Source organism: Brucella cytisi, assembly GCF_038433355.1.
In the GTDB taxonomy this organism is placed as follows: Bacteria; Pseudomonadota; Alphaproteobacteria; order Rhizobiales; family Rhizobiaceae; genus Brucella; species Brucella cytisi.
The window spans coordinates 216,006-233,273 of the sequence record NZ_JBCAUP010000010.1 but is presented as its reverse complement, the minus strand read 5'-3'; the positions used below and the strand labels follow the sequence as shown (position 1 = coordinate 233,273).

Below are 17,268 nucleotides of genomic sequence, written 5' to 3'. Positions count from 1 at the left end.
TCGACGGCGGATCGACAGAAAGGCAAGCCCATGACCGACAACAACTTCTTCCCGGAAGTACTCAATGTTGCCGACCTCCCTGCTGCTGCCATCGCAAGCCGCATTGCGGACATGCGTACCGGCGACGCAGTGGAACTCATTAACGAACTTGATGCCGATGATGCAGTCGCCGTCATCGCGCAGCTTTCGCACGAAGATGCCATCCGTCTGCTCGACCAGCCGGAACTGCACCGTGCTACCGAAATCATCGCTACCCTCCCGCCCGGCCTAGCAAGCCTTCTGCTCGACGGCATGTCGGCCGACCGTGCAACCGACGTTTTTCAGGAATTGGAAGACGATGATCGTGCACGCCTGTTTCCCATTCTCGCGCCTGAAACCAAGGTCGCGCTGAAGAAACTGATGGGCTATCCGCCGAATACGGCGGGATCCCTCATGACCATCGAGTTCATAGCCGTGCCTTCCAACTGGAATGTTGGCCAGACGCTGGAACATATCCGCAAGGTTGAACGCACGCGCGAGACGGTTTATGCGATCTATGTGGTCGATCCGTCCAGCCGTGTTCTGTTGGGTGTGGTCAGCTTGCGCCGCCTCATCATCCGCCAGCCGGACGAACCGATTCTGTCCATTGCCCGCGACGAAGAGCCGATTACCATTTCGCCTCTCGCCAGCCGTGAGGAAGTGGCGCGCCTGTTCCGCAAGCACGATCTTCTGGCCGTGCCTGTCGTGGACGAAAGCCGCCACATCATAGGCATTGTGACTGTCGACGACGTGCTCGACGCCATGACGGAAGAGGCAAGCGAGGACGCGTATCGTTTCGGCGGTATGGAGGCTCTGGACCGGCCTTATATGCGCATTGGATTCGGCGAGATGCTGAAGAAGCGCGCCGGCTGGCTTGGTATCCTTTTCCTGGGCGAGATGCTGACCGCGAGCGCGATGCAGCATTTCGAGCTGGAGCTTGAAAAGGCTCTGGTGCTGACGCTGTTTATCCCGCTCATCATGTCATCCGGCGGTAATTCCGGTTCGCAGGCGACGTCGCTGATTATCCGCGCGCTGGCCTTGCAGGAAATCAAGCTCAAGGACTGGTGGCGTGTCGCCCTGCGCGAATTGCCAACGGGGTTGGCCCTTGGCAGCTTCCTCGGCGTCATTGGCATCATTCGCATCGCCATCTGGCAGACGCTCGGCATATACGACTATGGCGAACACTGGATTCTGGTGGCCGCGACCGTCAGTATGGCGCTGGTCTGTATCGTGACTTTCGGCTCGCTGACAGGCTCCATGCTGCCTTTCATACTGCAAAGGCTCGGATTCGATCCGGCCAGCGCATCGGCGCCTTTCGTTGCAACTCTGGTCGATGTGACCGGTCTTGTGATCTATTTCAGCGTCGCGCTGGTCATTTTGTCAGGTACGCTTTTATAAGGCTCAGGCATGTCGCGAAAAAGTGGAAACCGGTTTTTCGATAGCGACATGCCCGAAAAGAATTCAAAAAACTGTCAGAATGACACTGTAAAAACGCAATGAAATTCAGGTTTTTCGGGTTAATTGAGGGGCAGTTTCGCGCTGCCCCTTTCTAAAATGCAAAAAAACCTGTAAGAGCGCCGCATTGTTTTTCCGCGCGGGTCTGTTGGCGCGGCTCCCAACTCATATAGAAGTGATCTCCATATGGAATTGCGTAATATCGCTATTATCGCACACGTCGATCATGGCAAAACCACTCTGGTCGATGAACTCCTGAAGCAGTCCGGCTCGTTCCGCGACAACCAGCGCGTCGCAGAGCGCATGATGGATTCCAACGACATCGAAAAGGAACGCGGGATCACCATTCTCGCGAAGGCCACTTCGGTTGTCTGGAAAAACACGCGTATCAACATCGTCGACACGCCGGGCCACGCCGACTTTGGCGGTGAGGTTGAGCGTATCCTTTCGATGGTGGACGGCGCTATCGTTCTCGTTGACGCTGCCGAAGGCCCGATGCCACAGACGAAGTTCGTCGTTGGCAAGGCGCTGAAAGTCGGCCTGCGTCCGATCGTTGCGATCAACAAGATCGACCGTCCGGATGGCCGTCATGAAGAGGTCATCAACGAAGTGTTCGACCTCTTCGCCAATCTCGACGCGACCGACGAACAGCTCGACTTCCCGATCCTTTACGGTTCAGGCCGTAACGGCTGGATGGCGCTGAACCCGGAAGGTCCGCAGGACGAAGGTCTGGCTCCGCTGTTCGACCTCGTGTTGAAGCACGTGCCTGCGCCAAAGGTTGCTGAAGGTCCGTTCCGTATGATCGGTACGATCCTCGAAGCCGATCCGTTCCTGGGCCGCATCATCACCGGTCGTATCCATTCCGGCTCGATCAAGCCGAACCAGGCCGTCAAGGTTCTCGGTCAGGATGGTTCGCTGCTCGAAAATGGCCGTATCTCGAAGATCCTCGCTTTCCGCGGCATCGAGCGTCAGGCCATTGACGAAGCCCATGCAGGCGACATCGTCGCTATCGCCGGTCTTTCCAAGGGCACTGTTGCCGACACGTTCTGCGATCCTTCGGTAAGCGAGCCTCTCGCTGCTCAGCCAATCGATCCGCCGACCGTGACCATGTCCTTCATCGTCAACGACAGCCCTTATGCGGGCACCGAAGGCGACAAGGTGACGAGCCGCGTTATCCGCGACCGTCTGCTCAAGGAAGCTGAAGGCAACGTTGCGCTCAAGATCGAGGAATCGACCGAAAAAGATTCGTTCTTCGTTTCCGGTCGTGGCGAATTGCAGCTTGCGGTTCTGATCGAAAACATGCGCCGTGAAGGCTTCGAGCTTGGCGTTTCGCGGCCGCGCGTCGTCATGAAGGACGGCGAGAACGGCGAAAAGCTGGAGCCGGTGGAAGAAGTCGTCATCGACGTCGATGAAGAATATTCCGGTACGGTTGTGCAGAAGATGTCCGAACGCAAGGCCGAAATGGTCGAACTGCGTCCTTCGGGCGGCAACCGCGTTCGCATGGTGTTCTACGCTCCGACCCGTGGCCTTATCGGCTATCAGTCGGAACTCCTGACCGATACGCGCGGCACGGCGATCATGAACCGCCTGTTCCACGACTATCAGCCGTACAAGGGCGAAATTGCTGGCCGCAACAACGGCGTTCTGATCTCCAACGATCAGGGTGAAGCTGTTGCTTACGCATTGTTCAACCTTGAAGATCGCGGCCCGATGATCATCGACGCTGGCGTCAAGGTTTATCAGGGCATGCTGATCGGCATCCACAGCCGTGACAATGATCTTGAAGTGAATGTCTTGAAGGGCAAGAAGCTCACGAACGTTCGCGCCTCGGGCAAGGACGAAGCCGTGAAGCTGACGCCGCCGATCAAGATGACGCTGGAACGCGCCCTGTCGTGGATTCAGGACGACGAGCTGGTTGAAGTGACGCCGAAGTCGATCCGTCTTCGCAAGCTCTACCTCGACCCGAATGAGCGCAAGCGCTTTGAAAAGAGCGGCAAGTCCAGCGCTGCATAAGTTCGACAACATAAAAGAAAACGGCGCCTTCGGGCGCCGTTTTTGTTTGCACGTTTAACGTGAACTTCAGCTCTTTGGTCGATTATGAGATCAATTGGGAGCGCTGATGATATTCTCGCGTTATGAGCGATTTGTTCTGACTGTCGTTGGTGCGTTGGGCGCAATCGACATTCTTCTGATTGCCGCGAAGGGCATTCGCGTAGACTGGACAGGCTACGGGATGATCGGTCTCGGAACGATCATGCTTGGCCTGTTCTATCGTCTGGTCAGACATGATGCGCGCATTTCGGAAACGCTCATTCTGACGGCGGGCTTCATATTGTTCACTCTGGTCGGTTCGGTATTCAACTATATGTTGCTGCCGATCCTTTTCCCGCGAATTGACGATTTCTGGGTGAGTGTTGACCAGCTGATGGACTATCACTGGCCAAGTCTGGTCCTGTTCTTTTCCGAACGGCCCGGCTTCGCGAAGCTTCTGAAGGTCGTTTATTTCACGTCTTTGCCGCAACTGGTCATCGTGGTGCTTCTGCTTGGTTTCACGGGGCAGTCCCGTAGACTCGCGCATTTTCTCATCACCGGAATGATTGGCGCGCTAGTCTCCATGGCGATATGGGCGTTCTTCCCGTCATTCGGAGCATCCGCCGTCTCGACACTGCCCGCGAACGTCGAGGCAAAGCTTGGTCTTCCCGTTGGCCCGACCTATGCCGCAGAACTTGTTCGTCTTTCGATACAAGGTGTCGACTATCTGTCACCAGCCAATGTGCTCGGCCTCATAGGCTTTCCATCATTCCATACCGTAATGGCGGTCATGTCGGTGTTCTTGACATGGCAGATCGTGTGGCTGCGCTTGCCCGTACTGGCCCTGAATATACTGATGGTGCCCGCTTTGCTTTTACACGGCGGACACCATTTGAGCGACTTCCTCGGCGGGCTGGCCGTATTCGCCGTCGCCTGCCTTGCTGCCGGTTGTGTTGTCAACGCTCTCCGCGACGATAAGGCTGCATCAGCGCCTGCGGAACACGTGCACGCCGCGCCATGACGATCAGCGCCACAATCGACATGATATAAGGGATCATCAGGAAAAGCTGGTAAGGCACGACCTTACCGTAAACCGTTTGCAAGCGGAGCTGGAAAGCATCGAACAGCGCGAACAGCAGCGCACCCAGAAGTGCGCGTGCAGGCTTCCATGACGCGAAGACGACGAGCGCAATACAGACCCACCCGCGCCCCTGCATCATCGTCGGGAAGAACGAATTGAAGGCGGAAAGCGTAAGGAACGCGCCGCCGACAGCCATGAGCGCGCTGCCGAACATGATTGTGAAAATGCGCACGCGGATCGGGTTGATGCCCTGCGCTTCGGCTGCATGCGGGTTTTCGCCAGTCATGCGGATCGCAAGGCCGAGCGGCGTGCGGAAAAGCACATAACCAAGCAGCAGTGCCAGAGGAATGGCGATCCACGTGAGCGCCGTTTGCGTGCCAAGCACCTGTCCGACGAACGGGATATCTGCAAGCCAGGACGGATTGACCGGCTGGAATGGTGTGATCGTCGGCGGAGTTGAAGAGAGCGGTACCAGAAGACGAAACAGGAAATAGCTAAGGCTCGATGCAAATAATGTGATGCCCAAGCCCACAACATGCTGCGACAGGCCGAGCGGCACGGTGAGGGCTGCATGAAGCAGGCCGAACACGGCGCCCGATGCTGCTGCCGCAAGCACGCCCACCCAGAGGTCTGCGCCATTATAAACCGTCAGCCAGCCGATCATCGCGCCGAAGGTCATGATGCCTTCAATGCCGAGATTAAGCACACCCGCCCGTTCGCAATAAAGTGCGCCGAGCGTGCCGAAGATCAGCGGCGTTGCAATGCGCAGGACCGAGACCCAGAGGCCTGCGGAGAGCAGGATATCCATCAACTCGTTCATCGGGCGATCCTGTATTGTGTGAAGAACAGAGCAACCAGCATGGTCAGAAGCGACAGCGCCACAGTCACATCGGCAATGAAGCTTGGAATGCCGATAGCGCGGCTCATGCCGTCGGCACCGACAAACATTGCGGCTGCAAAAAGCGCTGAGAAGATCGCGCCGATAGGATTCAGATTGGCCAACATGGCGACAATGATACCGGAATAGCCGAAGCCCGGTGAGAGGTCAGTTGTGACGTAACCCTTAACGCCCATGACCTGTATTGCGCCTGCAAGGCCCGCAAGACCACCGGAAATGCAGGCGACTTTCACCAGCGTCTTGCCAAGCGGAACGCCTGCAAAGCGCGCGGCTTGCGGATTGAGACCGGCAGCCTTGGTTTCAAGCCCGAAGACGGTGCGCTTCTGTACATAGGCAATGATGAGCGCCAGAGCGATTGCGATGACGATACCAACGTGCAGTCGCATGCCCGCCATGATTTTCGGCAGCACCGCCGCATCCGGCACAGGCTCGGATTGCGGCCAGCCAAAGGCGAGGGGGTCTTTCATCGGCCCTTCGATCATCATCGAGACGATGAGCACGGCAACAAAGTTCAAGAGTAGTGTCGTCACCACTTCATCGACACCGAAGCGGAGGCGAAGCCCGAGCGGAATAAGCAGGAAAATCATGCCCGCAATCGCACCGACCACGAGCAGCAGCGGAATGAGAATAGCGGCTGGAAGCTGCAACTGCGTGCCACAGGCGACGACCGCAAGAGCCCCCATATAGAACTGGCCTTCGGCGCCGATATTCCAGAGTTTTGAGCGAAAGGCGACGGCAGCCGCTAGGCCGGTCAGCATCAGGGGTGTTGCGCGGGTGAGTGTTTCGGTGATCGAAAGCTTGTTACCGAAAGCGCCGATGGCTATCTGGCGGAAGGATTCCAAAACCGGCGCACCAGCGGCGGCGATCAGCAGACCGGCAAGCACAAAGGCGGTCAAAACGGCGATAATTGGTGCGGTTGCTACCAGTGCCATGGGCCGTGTTTCGCGTCTTTCAATACGCATCAATTGAGCCCCTTCTGGGTATTTGTCTGCCACTCGCCAGCCATCATCAGGCCCAGCCTTTGTGCATCTGCTTCTTCCGCGTCGATGGGTGGGGAGAGGCGCCCCTTGACAATCGCTTGAACACGATCCGCCAGGCCGATAATTTCATCCAGATCTTCCGAGATTAGCAGTACTGCGGCTCCCTTGGCACGTGCTTCCAGAATGCGGGCATGGATGGCCGCGACCGCACCTTCATCAAGGCCACGCGTCGGTTGCGCCGCGATCAGAATGCGGGGAGCCGTTTCAAGATTGCGACCCAGAATAAGCTTCTGCATGTTGCCGCCGGAAAGCAGGCGAATACGGCTATCAGGCGTGCCGCCGCGCACATCGAAATCCTTGATGATGCGGTCGGTAAATTCACGCGCAGCCGCGCGATTGACCAGAAGACCATTGGAGAACTGCGGATCACGCACGCGTTCAAGCACAGCATTTTCCCAAAGCGTAAGATCACCGATTGCGCCTTCAGTGTTGCGATCTTCCGGGATACGGCCAACACCTTCCGCCACAAACTGGCGCGGGTCGAATTTGGTGACCGTTTGCCCGAACATGACAAGTGAGCCACTCGCAGGCTGGCTGAGACCCGAAACGAGACGCCCAAGCGCTGCCTGCCCATTGCCCGACACGCCAATGATGCCCAGCGTTTCGCCTGCGCGGAGGTGAAAGTCGAGATCGCTGAGGCGTGTCGCGCCATCTTCCACGACCGTTACATTCTTTGCTTCCAGCAAGGTTTCGCCGGGCGTTGCCGCGGCGCGGGCAGGGCGCGAGACGCGCCGCCCCACCATCAGTTCGGCGAGTTCCTCTTTCGAGGTTTCGGAGGCCTTGCGCTCAGCGACAAGCTTTCCACCGCGCAGGACGACAACGCGGTCGGCTGCCGACATGACTTCATGCAGCTTGTGCGAGATGAAGATCAGCGACAGCCCCTGACGTGCCATTTCTTTCAGTGTCGCAAACAGGTTTTCGGCTTCCTGCGTGGTCAGAACGGCGGTCGGCTCGTCGAGGATCAGAATGTCGGCGTCGTTATAAAGCGCTTTCAGGATTTCCACGCGCTGTTGCTCGCCCACCGAGAGATCGCCAAGCCGTGCATCGGGATCAACCTGCAGGCCAAAGCGTCCGGCGATGTCGGCAATCTTGGTGCGCGCGGGTCCATGTGCCGATTTAAGTTTCCAGAGGCTTTCAGTGCCGGTGATGATATTTTCAAGCACTGTGAGGTTGGGCGCGAGCGTGAAATGCTGGTGCACCATGCCCACACCCGCATCGATGGCAGCGCGCGGCTTGCCTTGCGGGATTTCCTCGCCCTTGACGAAGACGCGGCCCTCATCCGGCACATAATGGCCGAACAGGATGTTCATCAGCGTGGTTTTACCTGCACCATTCTCGCCAAGAAAAGCGAGGATTTCGCCGCGCTCAAGCTTCAGCGAAATATCGTCATTGGCGGTAAGCTGGCCAAATCGCTTGGTGATGTTCTGCAATTCAAGAACGGTCGTGGTCATATGTTCAACCCCGCAACGGGAAATCTGTGCTGCCAGCGCTGATCCTCCTCCAGACGCTGGCCAAGGTTCAGAAGCAGCCGGTCAGCGCCCATTGGCGCCACGAGCTGAAAGGCGACCGGCATGCCGTTGGCGTCGGTTCCAAAGGGAAGCGAGAGCGCCGGGAAACCGGAAATATTCGCTAGCGCCGCATAAGGCGCGAAGGCATTCATCTTCTGCCAATGCGCATCGACATCGCCGTGATCCATGGGAAAGGAACCGAGTGGCATCGGCCCGCGCGCGAGCATAGGCGTAATCAGCACGTCGATGTCGCGGAAAATCTGCCAGAGCATATGTGCGGTGCTGACGGCTCCGTTCATGGCGCGGTAAAGTGCGGTGGCTTCCATGCGCCGCCCGCGCTCCGCAACCGCACGGGTAAGCGGTTCAAGCCTGTCTTCATCAAGCGCCAGAAAGTCGATTGCGGCCGCGAGATTGACGGAAATGATGCGGTCGAAAGCGCGTGCGCTGGAAGCGATCAGCGGGCTGAATTCCGAAGCCGGAATTTCACGGATTGTATGACCTTGTGCATCCATGAAATGCGCTGCATCGGCCACAACCTGCAGGCGCTCCGATGTGATTGGATAGTTTGCAAGATCGCCGGTCACGATGCCCACACGAAGGCGCTCCGGCAAATCACCTGCCTGCATTGCCGGGTCGGGCAGAAAGCCTTCTGTTTTGCCTTCGACAAGCGGCAGAAGCGCTTTCGCATCACGGACGGAGCGACAGAGCGCAAATTCGCTCGCAATGCCTGCAAGATAATTGCCGAAATGCGGACCCGCTGGCATGGCGCCACGGCTTGGTTTCAGGCCGACAAGACCGCAGGTTGCGGCGGGCACACGGATGGAACCGCCAGCGTCGGTGGCGTGCGCAATTGCGACTATCCCGGCTGCGACGGCTGCTGCCGCTCCGCCGGATGACCCGCCGGGTGAAAGCGCTTCATCGAAGGGATGGCGTGCAGGCGGTGCTCCTGCTGGCTCGCTCGCAAGCGCCAAGCCGAATTCTGGCACGGTGGAGGTGCCAAAAAAGTTGAGTCCGGCTGCGCGCAGCCTGCGACCGAGTTCGGAATCCATCTGCGCTGAGGCATTGAGAAATGCCTGTGAGCCGAGCCGGATCGGCAGACCGGCACAGGGGCCGCCCAGATCCTTGAACAGTGAGGGAACGCCCGCAAAAGCCGCCCTGGATGGCGCGGCATCGAATGCAATGGCACCGGCACGGCCCAGATCGCGATCGAGATATGCAATGGCGCCCAATGGGCGCCATTTTTCTGCTGCGTCGAGAGCGGCATCCATGGCCTGTTCGGCACTGAGGATTCCTTCCGCAATCGCCTGCGCGAGCGCGGTTGCATCCTGCTGGTTCATGTCGATTGCCACGATGTGCTTGCCCGTCCTGAGAGGTTACTTCGGTTCGGCCGGGTTCGGCTTGTACTCGAACTTGCCTTCCTTCAGTTCCACACGACGGGCTTCCATCTTGGCTTCTGCTTCGGCAGGGGCAATGCCCTTGACGTAGATGATATCGTTGCCGCCTTCCTTCATCAGGCTGAATGGCGTGTAATCCTTGCCGGTTGCCTGGCTGGCTTTCACGTCGGCGATAGCCGCATTGAGGATCGGGCGGAAATTCCAGATCGCATTGGCAAAGACCGTATCGGGATAGCGCGGCGTATAGTCGATCAGCGAGCCGATGGCCTTGATGCCGCGTTCCTTGGCGGCGTCTGCCGTGCCGATGCGCTCGCCGAACAGGATGTCCGCGCCAGAGTCGATCTGGGCAAGACCGGCTTCACGTGCTTTTGGCGGGTCGAAGAAGGTGCCGATGAACGATGCGATGAACTTCGCGTCAGGCCGGGTTTCCTTCACGCCGTCCTGAAAGGCATTGATGAGCATGTTGACTTCCGGGATCGGCACGGCACCGACCGAGCCGAAGGTGCCGGACTTGCTCATAGCGCCTGCCAGCATGCCTGCGAGATAGGCAGCCTCGAAGTTCCAGGTGCCGAAAACACCGAAATTGTCGCCCTGCGGCTTGCCCGAGGAGCCCATGACGAAAGCCGTCTTCGGATAATCGCCTGCCACCTGGCGCGCTTCGCGTTCGACGGCATAGGATTCGCCGACGATCAGCTTGATGCCCTGTTCGGCATATTCGCGCATGGCGCGGGGGTAGTCGCTCGCCGAAACGCCTTCGGAGAAGACATATTCGATGACGCCTTCGTCATTGGCCTGCTTCAGTGCATCGTGGAGACGCGAATTCCACGCGTTTTCGACTGGCGAGGCGTGGATGCCTGCTACTTTCAGCTTTTCATCGGCAGCGAAGACGCGGGTGGTGATTGCCGTTGCGCCCAGTGCTGCAGACATTGCGAGAATGTCGCGACGGGTAAAGTTCGGTGTTTTGATGATTTTTGTCATTTGGTCAGGGACCCCTCATGTGTGTTTTCGGCGCGTGGGTGCGCGCAGCCGGTTGCTTCGTTTTGACGTGCGGATTTCATGAGCAACGATTTCCATCATTGCCCAAACCACCTTTAATTCAAGAAGATTCTAAAGCTGGCCGACTGGCGCGTAGTCTGCTCCGTCAACCGAAGACGGACGGCCTTCGAGGTTGAGGCGGCTTATGCGCTGCGGGGTTTCGGCGATGACCTTGCCGCGCTTCACGACTTTGAGGCGGTTTGCCTTGAGGCGCAGCGCTTCAATCGGGTCGCGTGCCTGCAGCACCACGAAGTCGGCATTGCAGCCTTTTGCAAGGCCATAGCCTTCGAGGCCCAGCGCCTTGGCGGAATTGACGGTGAGCGCGTCGAAAACCTGCTTCTTGCCTTCGATGGAGGTCATTTGTGCGACATGGATCGCCATGTGGCCGACTTCCAGCATGTCGCCGGAACCCATGGAATACCAAGGGTCCATCACGCAGTCATGGCCGAAGGCGACATTGATGCCAGCAGCCATCAGTTCCGGCACGCGGGTCATGCCGCGGCGCTTCGGATAGGTGTCCGCACGGCCCTGAAGCGTGATGTTGATGAGCGGGTTCGGAATGGCATTCATCTTTGTTTCCGCAATCAGCGGAATGAGCTTCGAGACGTAATAATTGTCCATGGAATGCATGGAGGTCAGATGCGAGCCGGAAACGCGACCCTGCAGGCCAAAACGTACGGTCTGCGCGGCCAGCGTTTCGACATGGCGCGACATCGGATCATCGCTTTCGTCGCAATGGATATCGACCGGCAGGCCGCGTTCGGCGGCGATACGGCAGAGTTCTTCCAGCGTGGCTGCGCCATCGGCCATGGTGCGCTCAAAATGCGGAATACCGCCGACGACATCGAGCCCCATATCGAGCGAGCGGTTGACGAGATCAACCGCGCCCGGCGAACGATAGTAGCCGTCCTGCGGGAAGGCTACAAGCTGAAGGTCGATGTAAGGCTTCACCTTCTCACGCACTTCGATCATCGCTTCAGCGGTGAAGAGGCGCGGATCGCTGACATCGACATGGCTGCGGATTGCCAGCAGGCCCTGCGAAACGGCCAGATCGCAATAACGCAGCGCGCGCTCGACCATGGCCTCAACGGTCAGTATCGGCTTTAGTTCGCCCCACAGCGCGATACCCTCCAGTAGCGTGCCGGAACGATTGAGGCGCGGCAGGCCGAGCGACAGGGTCGCATCCATATGGAAATGCGGGTCGACAAATGGTGGGGTTACGAGCCGGTCGGTCGCATCGATTTCCTGCGCCGCCTGATGTTCCCCCTTGGAGGGCACGATATCGGCAATCTTGCCGTCCTTGACCAAAATGTCCTGCTTCTCGCGACCGTCGGGGAGATTGGCGTTTCTCACGATCAAATCGAACATCGGCAAGACCTTTCATCTGGATATGCAAGAACAGAGCCCAAAAATATGGGCTCATTTTTCAATTGCCTTATACCCTATATCCAGTGGGCGCAATGCCAGGGGAAGCTGGAAGGGGTCGTCATCCTCAATGGAAAATGCTAGGCCCCGAAATCATCTTTGCAGGATTGCCATGTTCACGATTAGTCGCGTCGAAACCTATAGTCAGGAGATCAAAAAAAGTCGGTTTCTGGCCATTGCCGCGCCTGTGGCGAGCGAGCAGGCGGCGAAGGACTTTTTGAGCGAGCATTCCGACCAGTCGGCAAGCCATAATTGCTGGGCCTGGCGCATGGGGCAGAACTACCGTTTCAGCGACGATGGCGAGCCGAGTGGCACGGCAGGAAAGCCGATCCTGCAGGCAATCGACGGCCAGCAACTCGATAATATTGCAGTTGTGGTCACGCGCTGGTTTGGCGGCATTCTTCTGGGAAGCGGCGGCCTGATGCGCGCCTATGGCGGCACGGCTGCAACCTGTCTGCGACAGGCGGAGAAAACAGAAGTTATTCCGCTGGTCGGATTTCAGTTTGCCTGCGATTTTTCAGATCATGCGCTGCTGAAAGCCCGTCTGACAGCGGTGGAAAACCTTACCATAGCGCAAGAGAACTTCACCGGCACCGGCGTGGAGATCGCGGGCACCATGCCCATTGCCATGCGGGATGAACTATCCCGCCTCGTTACCGATCTGACGCGCGGCAAAACGATTATCGCATTTGATGACTAGATCATGCCGCTCGTATATTGCTGACGCTTGTTCTCATACATCAGCAGGTCGGCGCGCTTGGCAACGGTTTCCAGCTTTTCGCCCGGCATGCTGGTTGCAGAGCCGATGGAAAGATTGAGTTTGAGCTGGGAATAATACTGGTTGTTGATTTCGACCAGCCGCTGAATGTCATCGACCATTGCCTCGGCGCCGCGCTCATCCACATAAGGCAGCACAACTGCGAATTCGTCGCCGCCGATGCGCGCCGCATGGCCCGGCTGCTTCACCGCTTCATTCAGCACTTCGCCGATGCGCCGCAGCAATCCATCGCCTGTCGCATGACCCCATTGGTCATTGGCGGCCTTTAGGCCGTTGAGATCGATGATGATGACCGAAACGGGCGTATGGCCCTTCCGTTCAAGCCGGTTAAGCTCGTCGACATAATAGGCGCGATTGTGAAGCTTGGTCAGAACGTCGTGTTTGCCCAGATATTCCAGATAGGCTTCTGCCTTCTTGCGCGCAGTGATATCGGTCAGCGCGATCTGCACCAGAGACCAGTCCGTCTCATGTCCCGGCAGAACGGAGAATTGCAGAAGCACATGCCTTTCGGAGCCGTCGAGCGCGTAGTTCACTACTTCGCGGCGCTGGAACAGGACACCGTTCCACAGATCAATCAACTGTTCGCGGAACGATGATTCCATCTCGTCCTTGAAGATGTGCGGCAGGTTCTGCAGCAGCGTCTTCTTGTCGGATGCGAGGAAGAGGGCAGTTGTCTCGGTGTTGACTTCGAGAACCCGGATTTCGCTCATGCACTGACGTACGAATTCCGGATGCACGTCGGTAAATACCCGAAAATCAACGATGCCGCGCTGGCGCACATCGTCCATCAATTGCTTGATGCGGCTGAAATCCTCGACCCAGAGCGACACGGGCGAATGTTCGAAAAGGCCCTGCGCGTGCTGCTTGTGGCGGTCCTGTTCGCGGCGGGCGTCCTCGCGGGCGGTAACATCCTCGATGGAAAGCAGCACCCGCTCCCAGGTGTGCTCATAGCCGGGAAGCACGACGCCCTTGAGCTGTATGTCGAGCCGCTTGCCGCCAAGCGAATAGTTGATGGTATCGCTTGAGAAGGCATTACCGCCATTCCAGAGCTGGACCATCTCGTCGATATGTGGGTCCAGCATGTCGTCGCGAAACACGCGCTCGAGATTGGCGACCAGATGGCTGACGCTGTCCGCCTCGAAAAGCGAAAGCGTCTTGCGGTTGACCTTCAAAACCCGGATATGGCTGGTGCAGATGCGAAGCCGGGTCGTGTCTTCGTGCAGGAATGCCTTGAGATCGGTAACGCCAAGCGCGCGCCATTCTTCGAGCTGCTTGCGCAGGCCGCTATAATCCTCAAGCCACAGGGAAATTGGCGCAAGGTCAAAAATATTGGCGCTGTCGCTCAAGGCAGACTCGATATTCATGGATTTCCCGCTCTACCATTGGCTTCCCGCATTTCCGAAACTGAGACGTTCGGAATATGCGCTCAAACCGGATTCTCTTTTCCCATCGGGAAAAGCCGCGATGGTTTATTGGGAGCGCGTTATATTACGAGCGGCTCAGATAAACTAGAGGTTTTATTGTTCTGCAACTTCGCTTTCTACGCAAAACACAAAGGGCGGCTCCCAAAGGTACCGCCCCTGTTCATATATAGGTCGCTATCAATTCTCGATCGGCAGCCGATGGCGTACGAGCGTGGTCCAGTATGAGCAACCCCAGGCGATGACATCGTCGTTGAAGTCATATTTGGGGTGATGGAGATTGGCACTCGGGCCGTTGCCGATATTGATCATCGCGCCCGGCACTTCGTTCAGCATGAAGGCAAAGTCTTCACCGCCCAGCGTCGCCGGCATGTCGCGCGTCACACGGTCGGCGCCTGCAACTGCATCGGCAGCGATTGCCGCCAGTTCCGTTTCGCGCTCGTGATTGACGGTGACCGGATAGCTGCGCTGATAATCGAGCGTGGCCTTGGCGCCGAAAGCATCGGCAATGCCCTGCACGGCGCGGGTAAGCTTCTCCTCGATATGGTCACGCACTTCCTCGCGAAGCGTACGAACCGTGCCGGTCAGCCGGATTTTCTGCGGAATGACGTTGAACGCGTCGCCACCCTGAATGGTGGTGATCGAGATCACCGCGGAATCCAGCGGGTCGATGGTGCGTGCCGTCAGCGTCTGGATTGCCTGAATGAGCGCTGCGGTGACGGGAATGGGGTCTATGGTCTGGTGCGGCGAAGCGGCATGTCCGCCAACACCCTCAATGGTGATGTCCAGAACATCGACCGATCCCATGATCGGGCCGGAATTGATGGTGAAATGACCGACTGCGAGGTTTGGACGGTTGTGCATGCCGTAAACTTCGTTGACCGGCCAGCGCTTGAACAGACCGTCGTCGATCATCGCCTTGGCGCCTGCGCCACCTTCTTCGGCAGGCTGGAAAATCACGATGACTGTGCCGTCGAATGCGCGGCTTTGCGCCAGCTCGCGGGCAGCGCCCAGAAGCATGGTCGTATGGCCGTCATGGCCGCAGGCGTGCATCTTGCCCGGCACTTTTGACGACCATTCAGCGCCGGTTTCTTCGAGGATCGGCAGTGCGTCCATGTCGGCGCGCAGGCCGATGGCGCGACCCGAGCGGTTCGACTGGCCGCGAATGACGCCGACGACGCCGGTGCGCCCGATACCAGTCACGACCTCATCGACGCCAGCGGCGCGCAGCGCTTCGGCAACTTTTTCCGAAGTCCGGTTCACATCGTAAAGCAGCTCGGGGTTTTCGTGCAGGTCACGGCGGAACGCGACGAGTTCGTCAAGCTGGTTCGATGTCCAGTTTTCAACCGGCATGTCAGGCTCCTTTTGTGTTGTCTTCAATCGTGTCGAGGCGGTAGCGGAAATCGCAGTGGCTTGCGCCCTTCATGATGGTCTGTGAGCGTTCCAGCTTCATTTCGGGATTGTAGCCGATGCAGAAATCGCCATCGCGATTGCAGGAGAGCAGGTGGCCGATATGGCCAAGACCCATCTCGCGGTACATTTCCGAATAGCGGCAGCGCGTAACGTTGAAATCGAAATGATCTTCGCCCTGCGAAATCACGTCGATCTCCAGTGCGTTTTCCTTCGTCCACAGCGGCTGGATATCGGCAAAGTCCTGTATCGTCGGCGTGCGGCCCAGCTCATCGGCAAAGCTCTTGCCCTGTTCGATGGCCGAACGGCTGACTGCTTCGCCGATTGCAGCCTGCGCTTCTTCCTCACCGGAGCGTTCGCGAATAACTTCGTAAACATTCTTGAGAACCAGCGCTTCGATGCGGCGACGTTCGAGAATTGACATTTGATTCATGGACCTGACCTTTCACATGAACGTTAAATGAGCGGGACTAGAGATTTGGCTCGGAGAGATCCTTGCGCCGAAGCCATGCGAGGTAGAACGGGGCAATCTTTCGCGCGACTTTATGAAAAGGCAGCGGTGCCGGTTCCGAGACGGGCAGGGCAAGTTCCTGCACAGGCTCGCCGTCGAGCGCCCGTGCGAATTCACGCCCGAGCGATGTGCCAAGCGCAACGCCGCGTCCGTTGCAGCCGATCCAGGCCCAGCCATTGGGGCCGAGCTGATGAACGCGTGGAAAGCGATCCCATGTCATGCCGATATAGCCGCTCCACACATGGGTGATTTCCGGCTCGCCAAGTGCTGGAAAGGCTTCCGCCATGTTGCGCGCCGTCTTGCGCTTGACGCGTTCTGCGATGTTGAAATCGCCCATCACCACGCCGCCGGTAATCAGCCGGTTGCGGGCATCGTAGCGGAAGAAACGCAGGTCGCCGCGTGTATCGGAAACGGCCTGCCTACCGGGCAAAATCGTTGCGCGCAGATTATCGCTGACAGGCGCCGTCGCCATTTGCCACGAGAGCACCGGCACGATGGTGCGGGCAAGGCGCGGAGCAAGCCCTTCGCGCAGCTCACCGGTATAGGCGTTGGTGGCGAGCAGAAAGCCCTTGGCGCGAACTGTGGCGCTGGTGGTCTTGACCTCCCAGTGATCACCCACCTGGGCATAGGAGATGACCGGGCTTTGTTCGTGAATGATCGCGCCGTGGCGTTCGGCAGCCGAGGCAAGACCGCGTGCGAATGCCAGCGGATTGATATGACCGCCGGTCGGGTTGAACATGCCGCCATACCAGAAATCGCTGCCCAACAGCCGCGATGTTGCGGCGCGGTCGAAAAATTCCGCCGGGAAGCCGAAGCGTTTCCATGCGTCCACGCGGGTTTGCGAAAGCTTCACCCGGCCCGGCGAATGGGCAGGCTGGAACCAGCCGTTCTGCTCGGCCTCGGCCTCGATGTTTTCATCACGCACGATGGAAAACAGAATGTCGGCGCTATTGCCGATCAGTCGAGCAAAACGTTCGCCCGATGCGCCGTAGCGTTTGGCGATTGCATCGGGTTCCGCCGAAGTCATGGTCGGAATGACCTGTCCATTATTGCGCCCCGATGCGCCCCAGCCGACCGCATTGCCTTCCAGCAGGATGACGCGCTTGCCGCGTTTCGCCAGATGGAGCGCTGCTGAAAGCCCCGTAAAACCACCGCCGACGATGGCGACATCGGCTTTCGCGTCATTGGTCAGCGGCTTTGCCGGTATGCGGGCAGGGGCAGTGGCAGCCCAGATGGAGGGTGGAAAGACTATGTTCTGCATGA

At 58.2% G+C, this 17,268-nt stretch carries 14 protein-coding genes; 4 read left to right on the top strand and 10 right to left on the bottom strand.

All coding sequences use genetic code 11. The features are described from left to right. Window positions 1-30: 30 nt before the first annotated feature. From mgtE to AAE521_RS11435, 3 genes are all read left to right on the top strand, one after another. Window positions 31-1,416, top strand: a complete 1,386-nt coding sequence (gene mgtE / locus AAE521_RS11445; RefSeq protein WP_342061366.1) for a magnesium transporter — start codon at window positions 31-33, stop codon at window positions 1,414-1,416. A gap of 243 nt (window positions 1,417-1,659) precedes the next feature. Beyond that, window positions 1,660-3,486 (top strand): translational GTPase TypA, encoded by a 1,827-nt coding sequence (gene typA / locus AAE521_RS11440; RefSeq protein WP_071630947.1) that lies wholly within the window; start codon window positions 1,660-1,662, stop codon window positions 3,484-3,486. 106 nt (window positions 3,487-3,592) lie between these two features. Next, window positions 3,593-4,525 carry a phosphatase PAP2 family protein gene (locus tag AAE521_RS11435; RefSeq protein WP_342061365.1) on the top strand — a complete coding sequence of 311 codons (933 nt, stop codon included), beginning with the start codon at window positions 3,593-3,595 and terminating at the stop codon, window positions 4,523-4,525. On the opposite strand, the gene AAE521_RS11430 is transcribed toward AAE521_RS11435, so the two are convergent. From AAE521_RS11430 to AAE521_RS11405, 6 genes are all read right to left on the bottom strand, one after another. Further along, window positions 4,461-5,405 carry an ABC transporter permease gene (locus tag AAE521_RS11430; RefSeq protein WP_071630945.1) on the bottom strand — a complete coding sequence of 315 codons (945 nt, stop codon included), beginning with the start codon at window positions 5,403-5,405 and terminating at the stop codon, window positions 4,461-4,463. The genes AAE521_RS11435 and AAE521_RS11430 overlap by 65 nt on opposite strands. Continuing rightward, window positions 5,402-6,445, bottom strand: coding sequence for an ABC transporter permease (locus tag AAE521_RS11425; protein WP_151558576.1), 1,044 nt, complete (start codon window positions 6,443-6,445; stop codon window positions 5,402-5,404). The genes AAE521_RS11430 and AAE521_RS11425 overlap by 4 nt, the downstream gene beginning before the upstream one ends. Continuing rightward, complete coding sequence (locus AAE521_RS11420; RefSeq protein ID WP_342061364.1) at window positions 6,445-7,974, bottom strand: ABC transporter ATP-binding protein; 1,530 nt, start codon at window positions 7,972-7,974, stop codon at window positions 6,445-6,447. Before AAE521_RS11420 ends, AAE521_RS11425 begins: the two co-directional genes overlap by 1 nt. Then, the gene (locus AAE521_RS11415) at window positions 7,971-9,368 is read right to left on the bottom strand and encodes an amidase (RefSeq protein WP_071630942.1); all 1,398 of its coding nucleotides are present in this window, start codon (window positions 9,366-9,368) and stop codon (window positions 7,971-7,973) included. Before AAE521_RS11415 ends, AAE521_RS11420 begins: the two co-directional genes overlap by 4 nt. A gap of 36 nt (window positions 9,369-9,404) precedes the next feature. After that, on the bottom strand, window positions 9,405-10,403 hold the full coding sequence (locus tag AAE521_RS11410) for a BMP family protein (protein ID WP_061347747.1): 999 nt from the start codon (window positions 10,401-10,403) through the stop codon (window positions 9,405-9,407). A 129-nt stretch (window positions 10,404-10,532) separates the two neighbouring features. Beyond that, the gene (locus AAE521_RS11405; RefSeq protein ID WP_342061363.1) at window positions 10,533-11,828 is read right to left on the bottom strand and encodes an amidohydrolase family protein; all 1,296 of its coding nucleotides are present in this window, start codon (window positions 11,826-11,828) and stop codon (window positions 10,533-10,535) included. A 169-nt stretch (window positions 11,829-11,997) separates the two neighbouring features. On the opposite strand from AAE521_RS11405, the gene AAE521_RS11400 reads away from it, so the two are divergent. Then, the gene (locus AAE521_RS11400; RefSeq protein WP_071630940.1) at window positions 11,998-12,585 is read left to right on the top strand and encodes an IMPACT family protein; all 588 of its coding nucleotides are present in this window, start codon (window positions 11,998-12,000) and stop codon (window positions 12,583-12,585) included. On the opposite strand, the gene AAE521_RS11395 is transcribed toward AAE521_RS11400, so the two are convergent. The 4 genes from AAE521_RS11395 to AAE521_RS11380 all read right to left on the bottom strand — a co-directional run bounded on the left by AAE521_RS11395 (window position 12,582) and on the right by AAE521_RS11380 (window position 17,266). Continuing rightward, on the bottom strand, window positions 12,582-14,027 hold the full coding sequence (locus AAE521_RS11395) for a sensor domain-containing diguanylate cyclase (RefSeq protein ID WP_071630939.1): 1,446 nt from the start codon (window positions 14,025-14,027) through the stop codon (window positions 12,582-12,584). The genes AAE521_RS11400 and AAE521_RS11395 overlap by 4 nt on opposite strands. A gap of 237 nt (window positions 14,028-14,264) precedes the next feature. After that, on the bottom strand, window positions 14,265-15,437 hold the full coding sequence (locus AAE521_RS11390) for a M20 aminoacylase family protein (RefSeq protein ID WP_071630938.1): 1,173 nt from the start codon (window positions 15,435-15,437) through the stop codon (window positions 14,265-14,267). A 1-nt stretch (window position 15,438) separates the two neighbouring features. After that, complete coding sequence (locus AAE521_RS11385; RefSeq protein WP_342061362.1) at window positions 15,439-15,927, bottom strand: L-2-amino-thiazoline-4-carboxylic acid hydrolase; 489 nt, start codon at window positions 15,925-15,927, stop codon at window positions 15,439-15,441. A 37-nt stretch (window positions 15,928-15,964) separates the two neighbouring features. After that, window positions 15,965-17,266 (bottom strand): NAD(P)/FAD-dependent oxidoreductase, encoded by a 1,302-nt coding sequence (locus AAE521_RS11380; protein WP_342061361.1) that lies wholly within the window; start codon window positions 17,264-17,266, stop codon window positions 15,965-15,967. Window positions 17,267-17,268: the final 2 nt, after the last annotated feature.

Excerpts from the sequence above, each read along its gene's own strand:
- AAE521_RS11435 (WP_342061365.1), top strand. The coding sequence starts at position 3,593 with ATGATATTCTCGCGTTATGAGCGATTTGTTCTGACTGTCGTTGGTGCG.
- AAE521_RS11410 (WP_061347747.1), bottom strand. The coding sequence starts at position 10,403 with ATGACAAAAATCATCAAAACACCGAACTTTACCCGTCGCGACATTCTC.
- AAE521_RS11405 (WP_342061363.1), bottom strand. The coding sequence starts at position 11,828 with ATGTTCGATTTGATCGTGAGAAACGCCAATCTCCCCGACGGTCGCGAG.
- AAE521_RS11420 (WP_342061364.1), bottom strand. The coding sequence starts at position 7,974 with ATGACCACGACCGTTCTTGAATTGCAGAACATCACCAAGCGATTTGGC.
- AAE521_RS11400 (WP_071630940.1), top strand. The coding sequence starts at position 11,998 with ATGTTCACGATTAGTCGCGTCGAAACCTATAGTCAGGAGATCAAAAAA.
- mgtE (WP_342061366.1), top strand. The coding sequence starts at position 31 with ATGACCGACAACAACTTCTTCCCGGAAGTACTCAATGTTGCCGACCTC.
- typA (WP_071630947.1), top strand. The coding sequence starts at position 1,660 with ATGGAATTGCGTAATATCGCTATTATCGCACACGTCGATCATGGCAAA.
- AAE521_RS11385 (WP_342061362.1), bottom strand. The coding sequence starts at position 15,927 with ATGAATCAAATGTCAATTCTCGAACGTCGCCGCATCGAAGCGCTGGTT.
- AAE521_RS11430 (WP_071630945.1), bottom strand. The coding sequence starts at position 5,405 with ATGAACGAGTTGATGGATATCCTGCTCTCCGCAGGCCTCTGGGTCTCG.
- AAE521_RS11380 (WP_342061361.1), bottom strand. The coding sequence starts at position 17,266 with ATGCAGAACATAGTCTTTCCACCCTCCATCTGGGCTGCCACTGCCCCT.
- AAE521_RS11425 (WP_151558576.1), bottom strand. The coding sequence starts at position 6,445 with ATGCGTATTGAAAGACGCGAAACACGGCCCATGGCACTGGTAGCAACC.
- AAE521_RS11395 (WP_071630939.1), bottom strand. The coding sequence starts at position 14,027 with ATGAATATCGAGTCTGCCTTGAGCGACAGCGCCAATATTTTTGACCTT.
- AAE521_RS11415 (WP_071630942.1), bottom strand. The coding sequence starts at position 9,368 with ATGAACCAGCAGGATGCAACCGCGCTCGCGCAGGCGATTGCGGAAGGA.
- AAE521_RS11390 (WP_071630938.1), bottom strand. The coding sequence starts at position 15,437 with ATGCCGGTTGAAAACTGGACATCGAACCAGCTTGACGAACTCGTCGCG.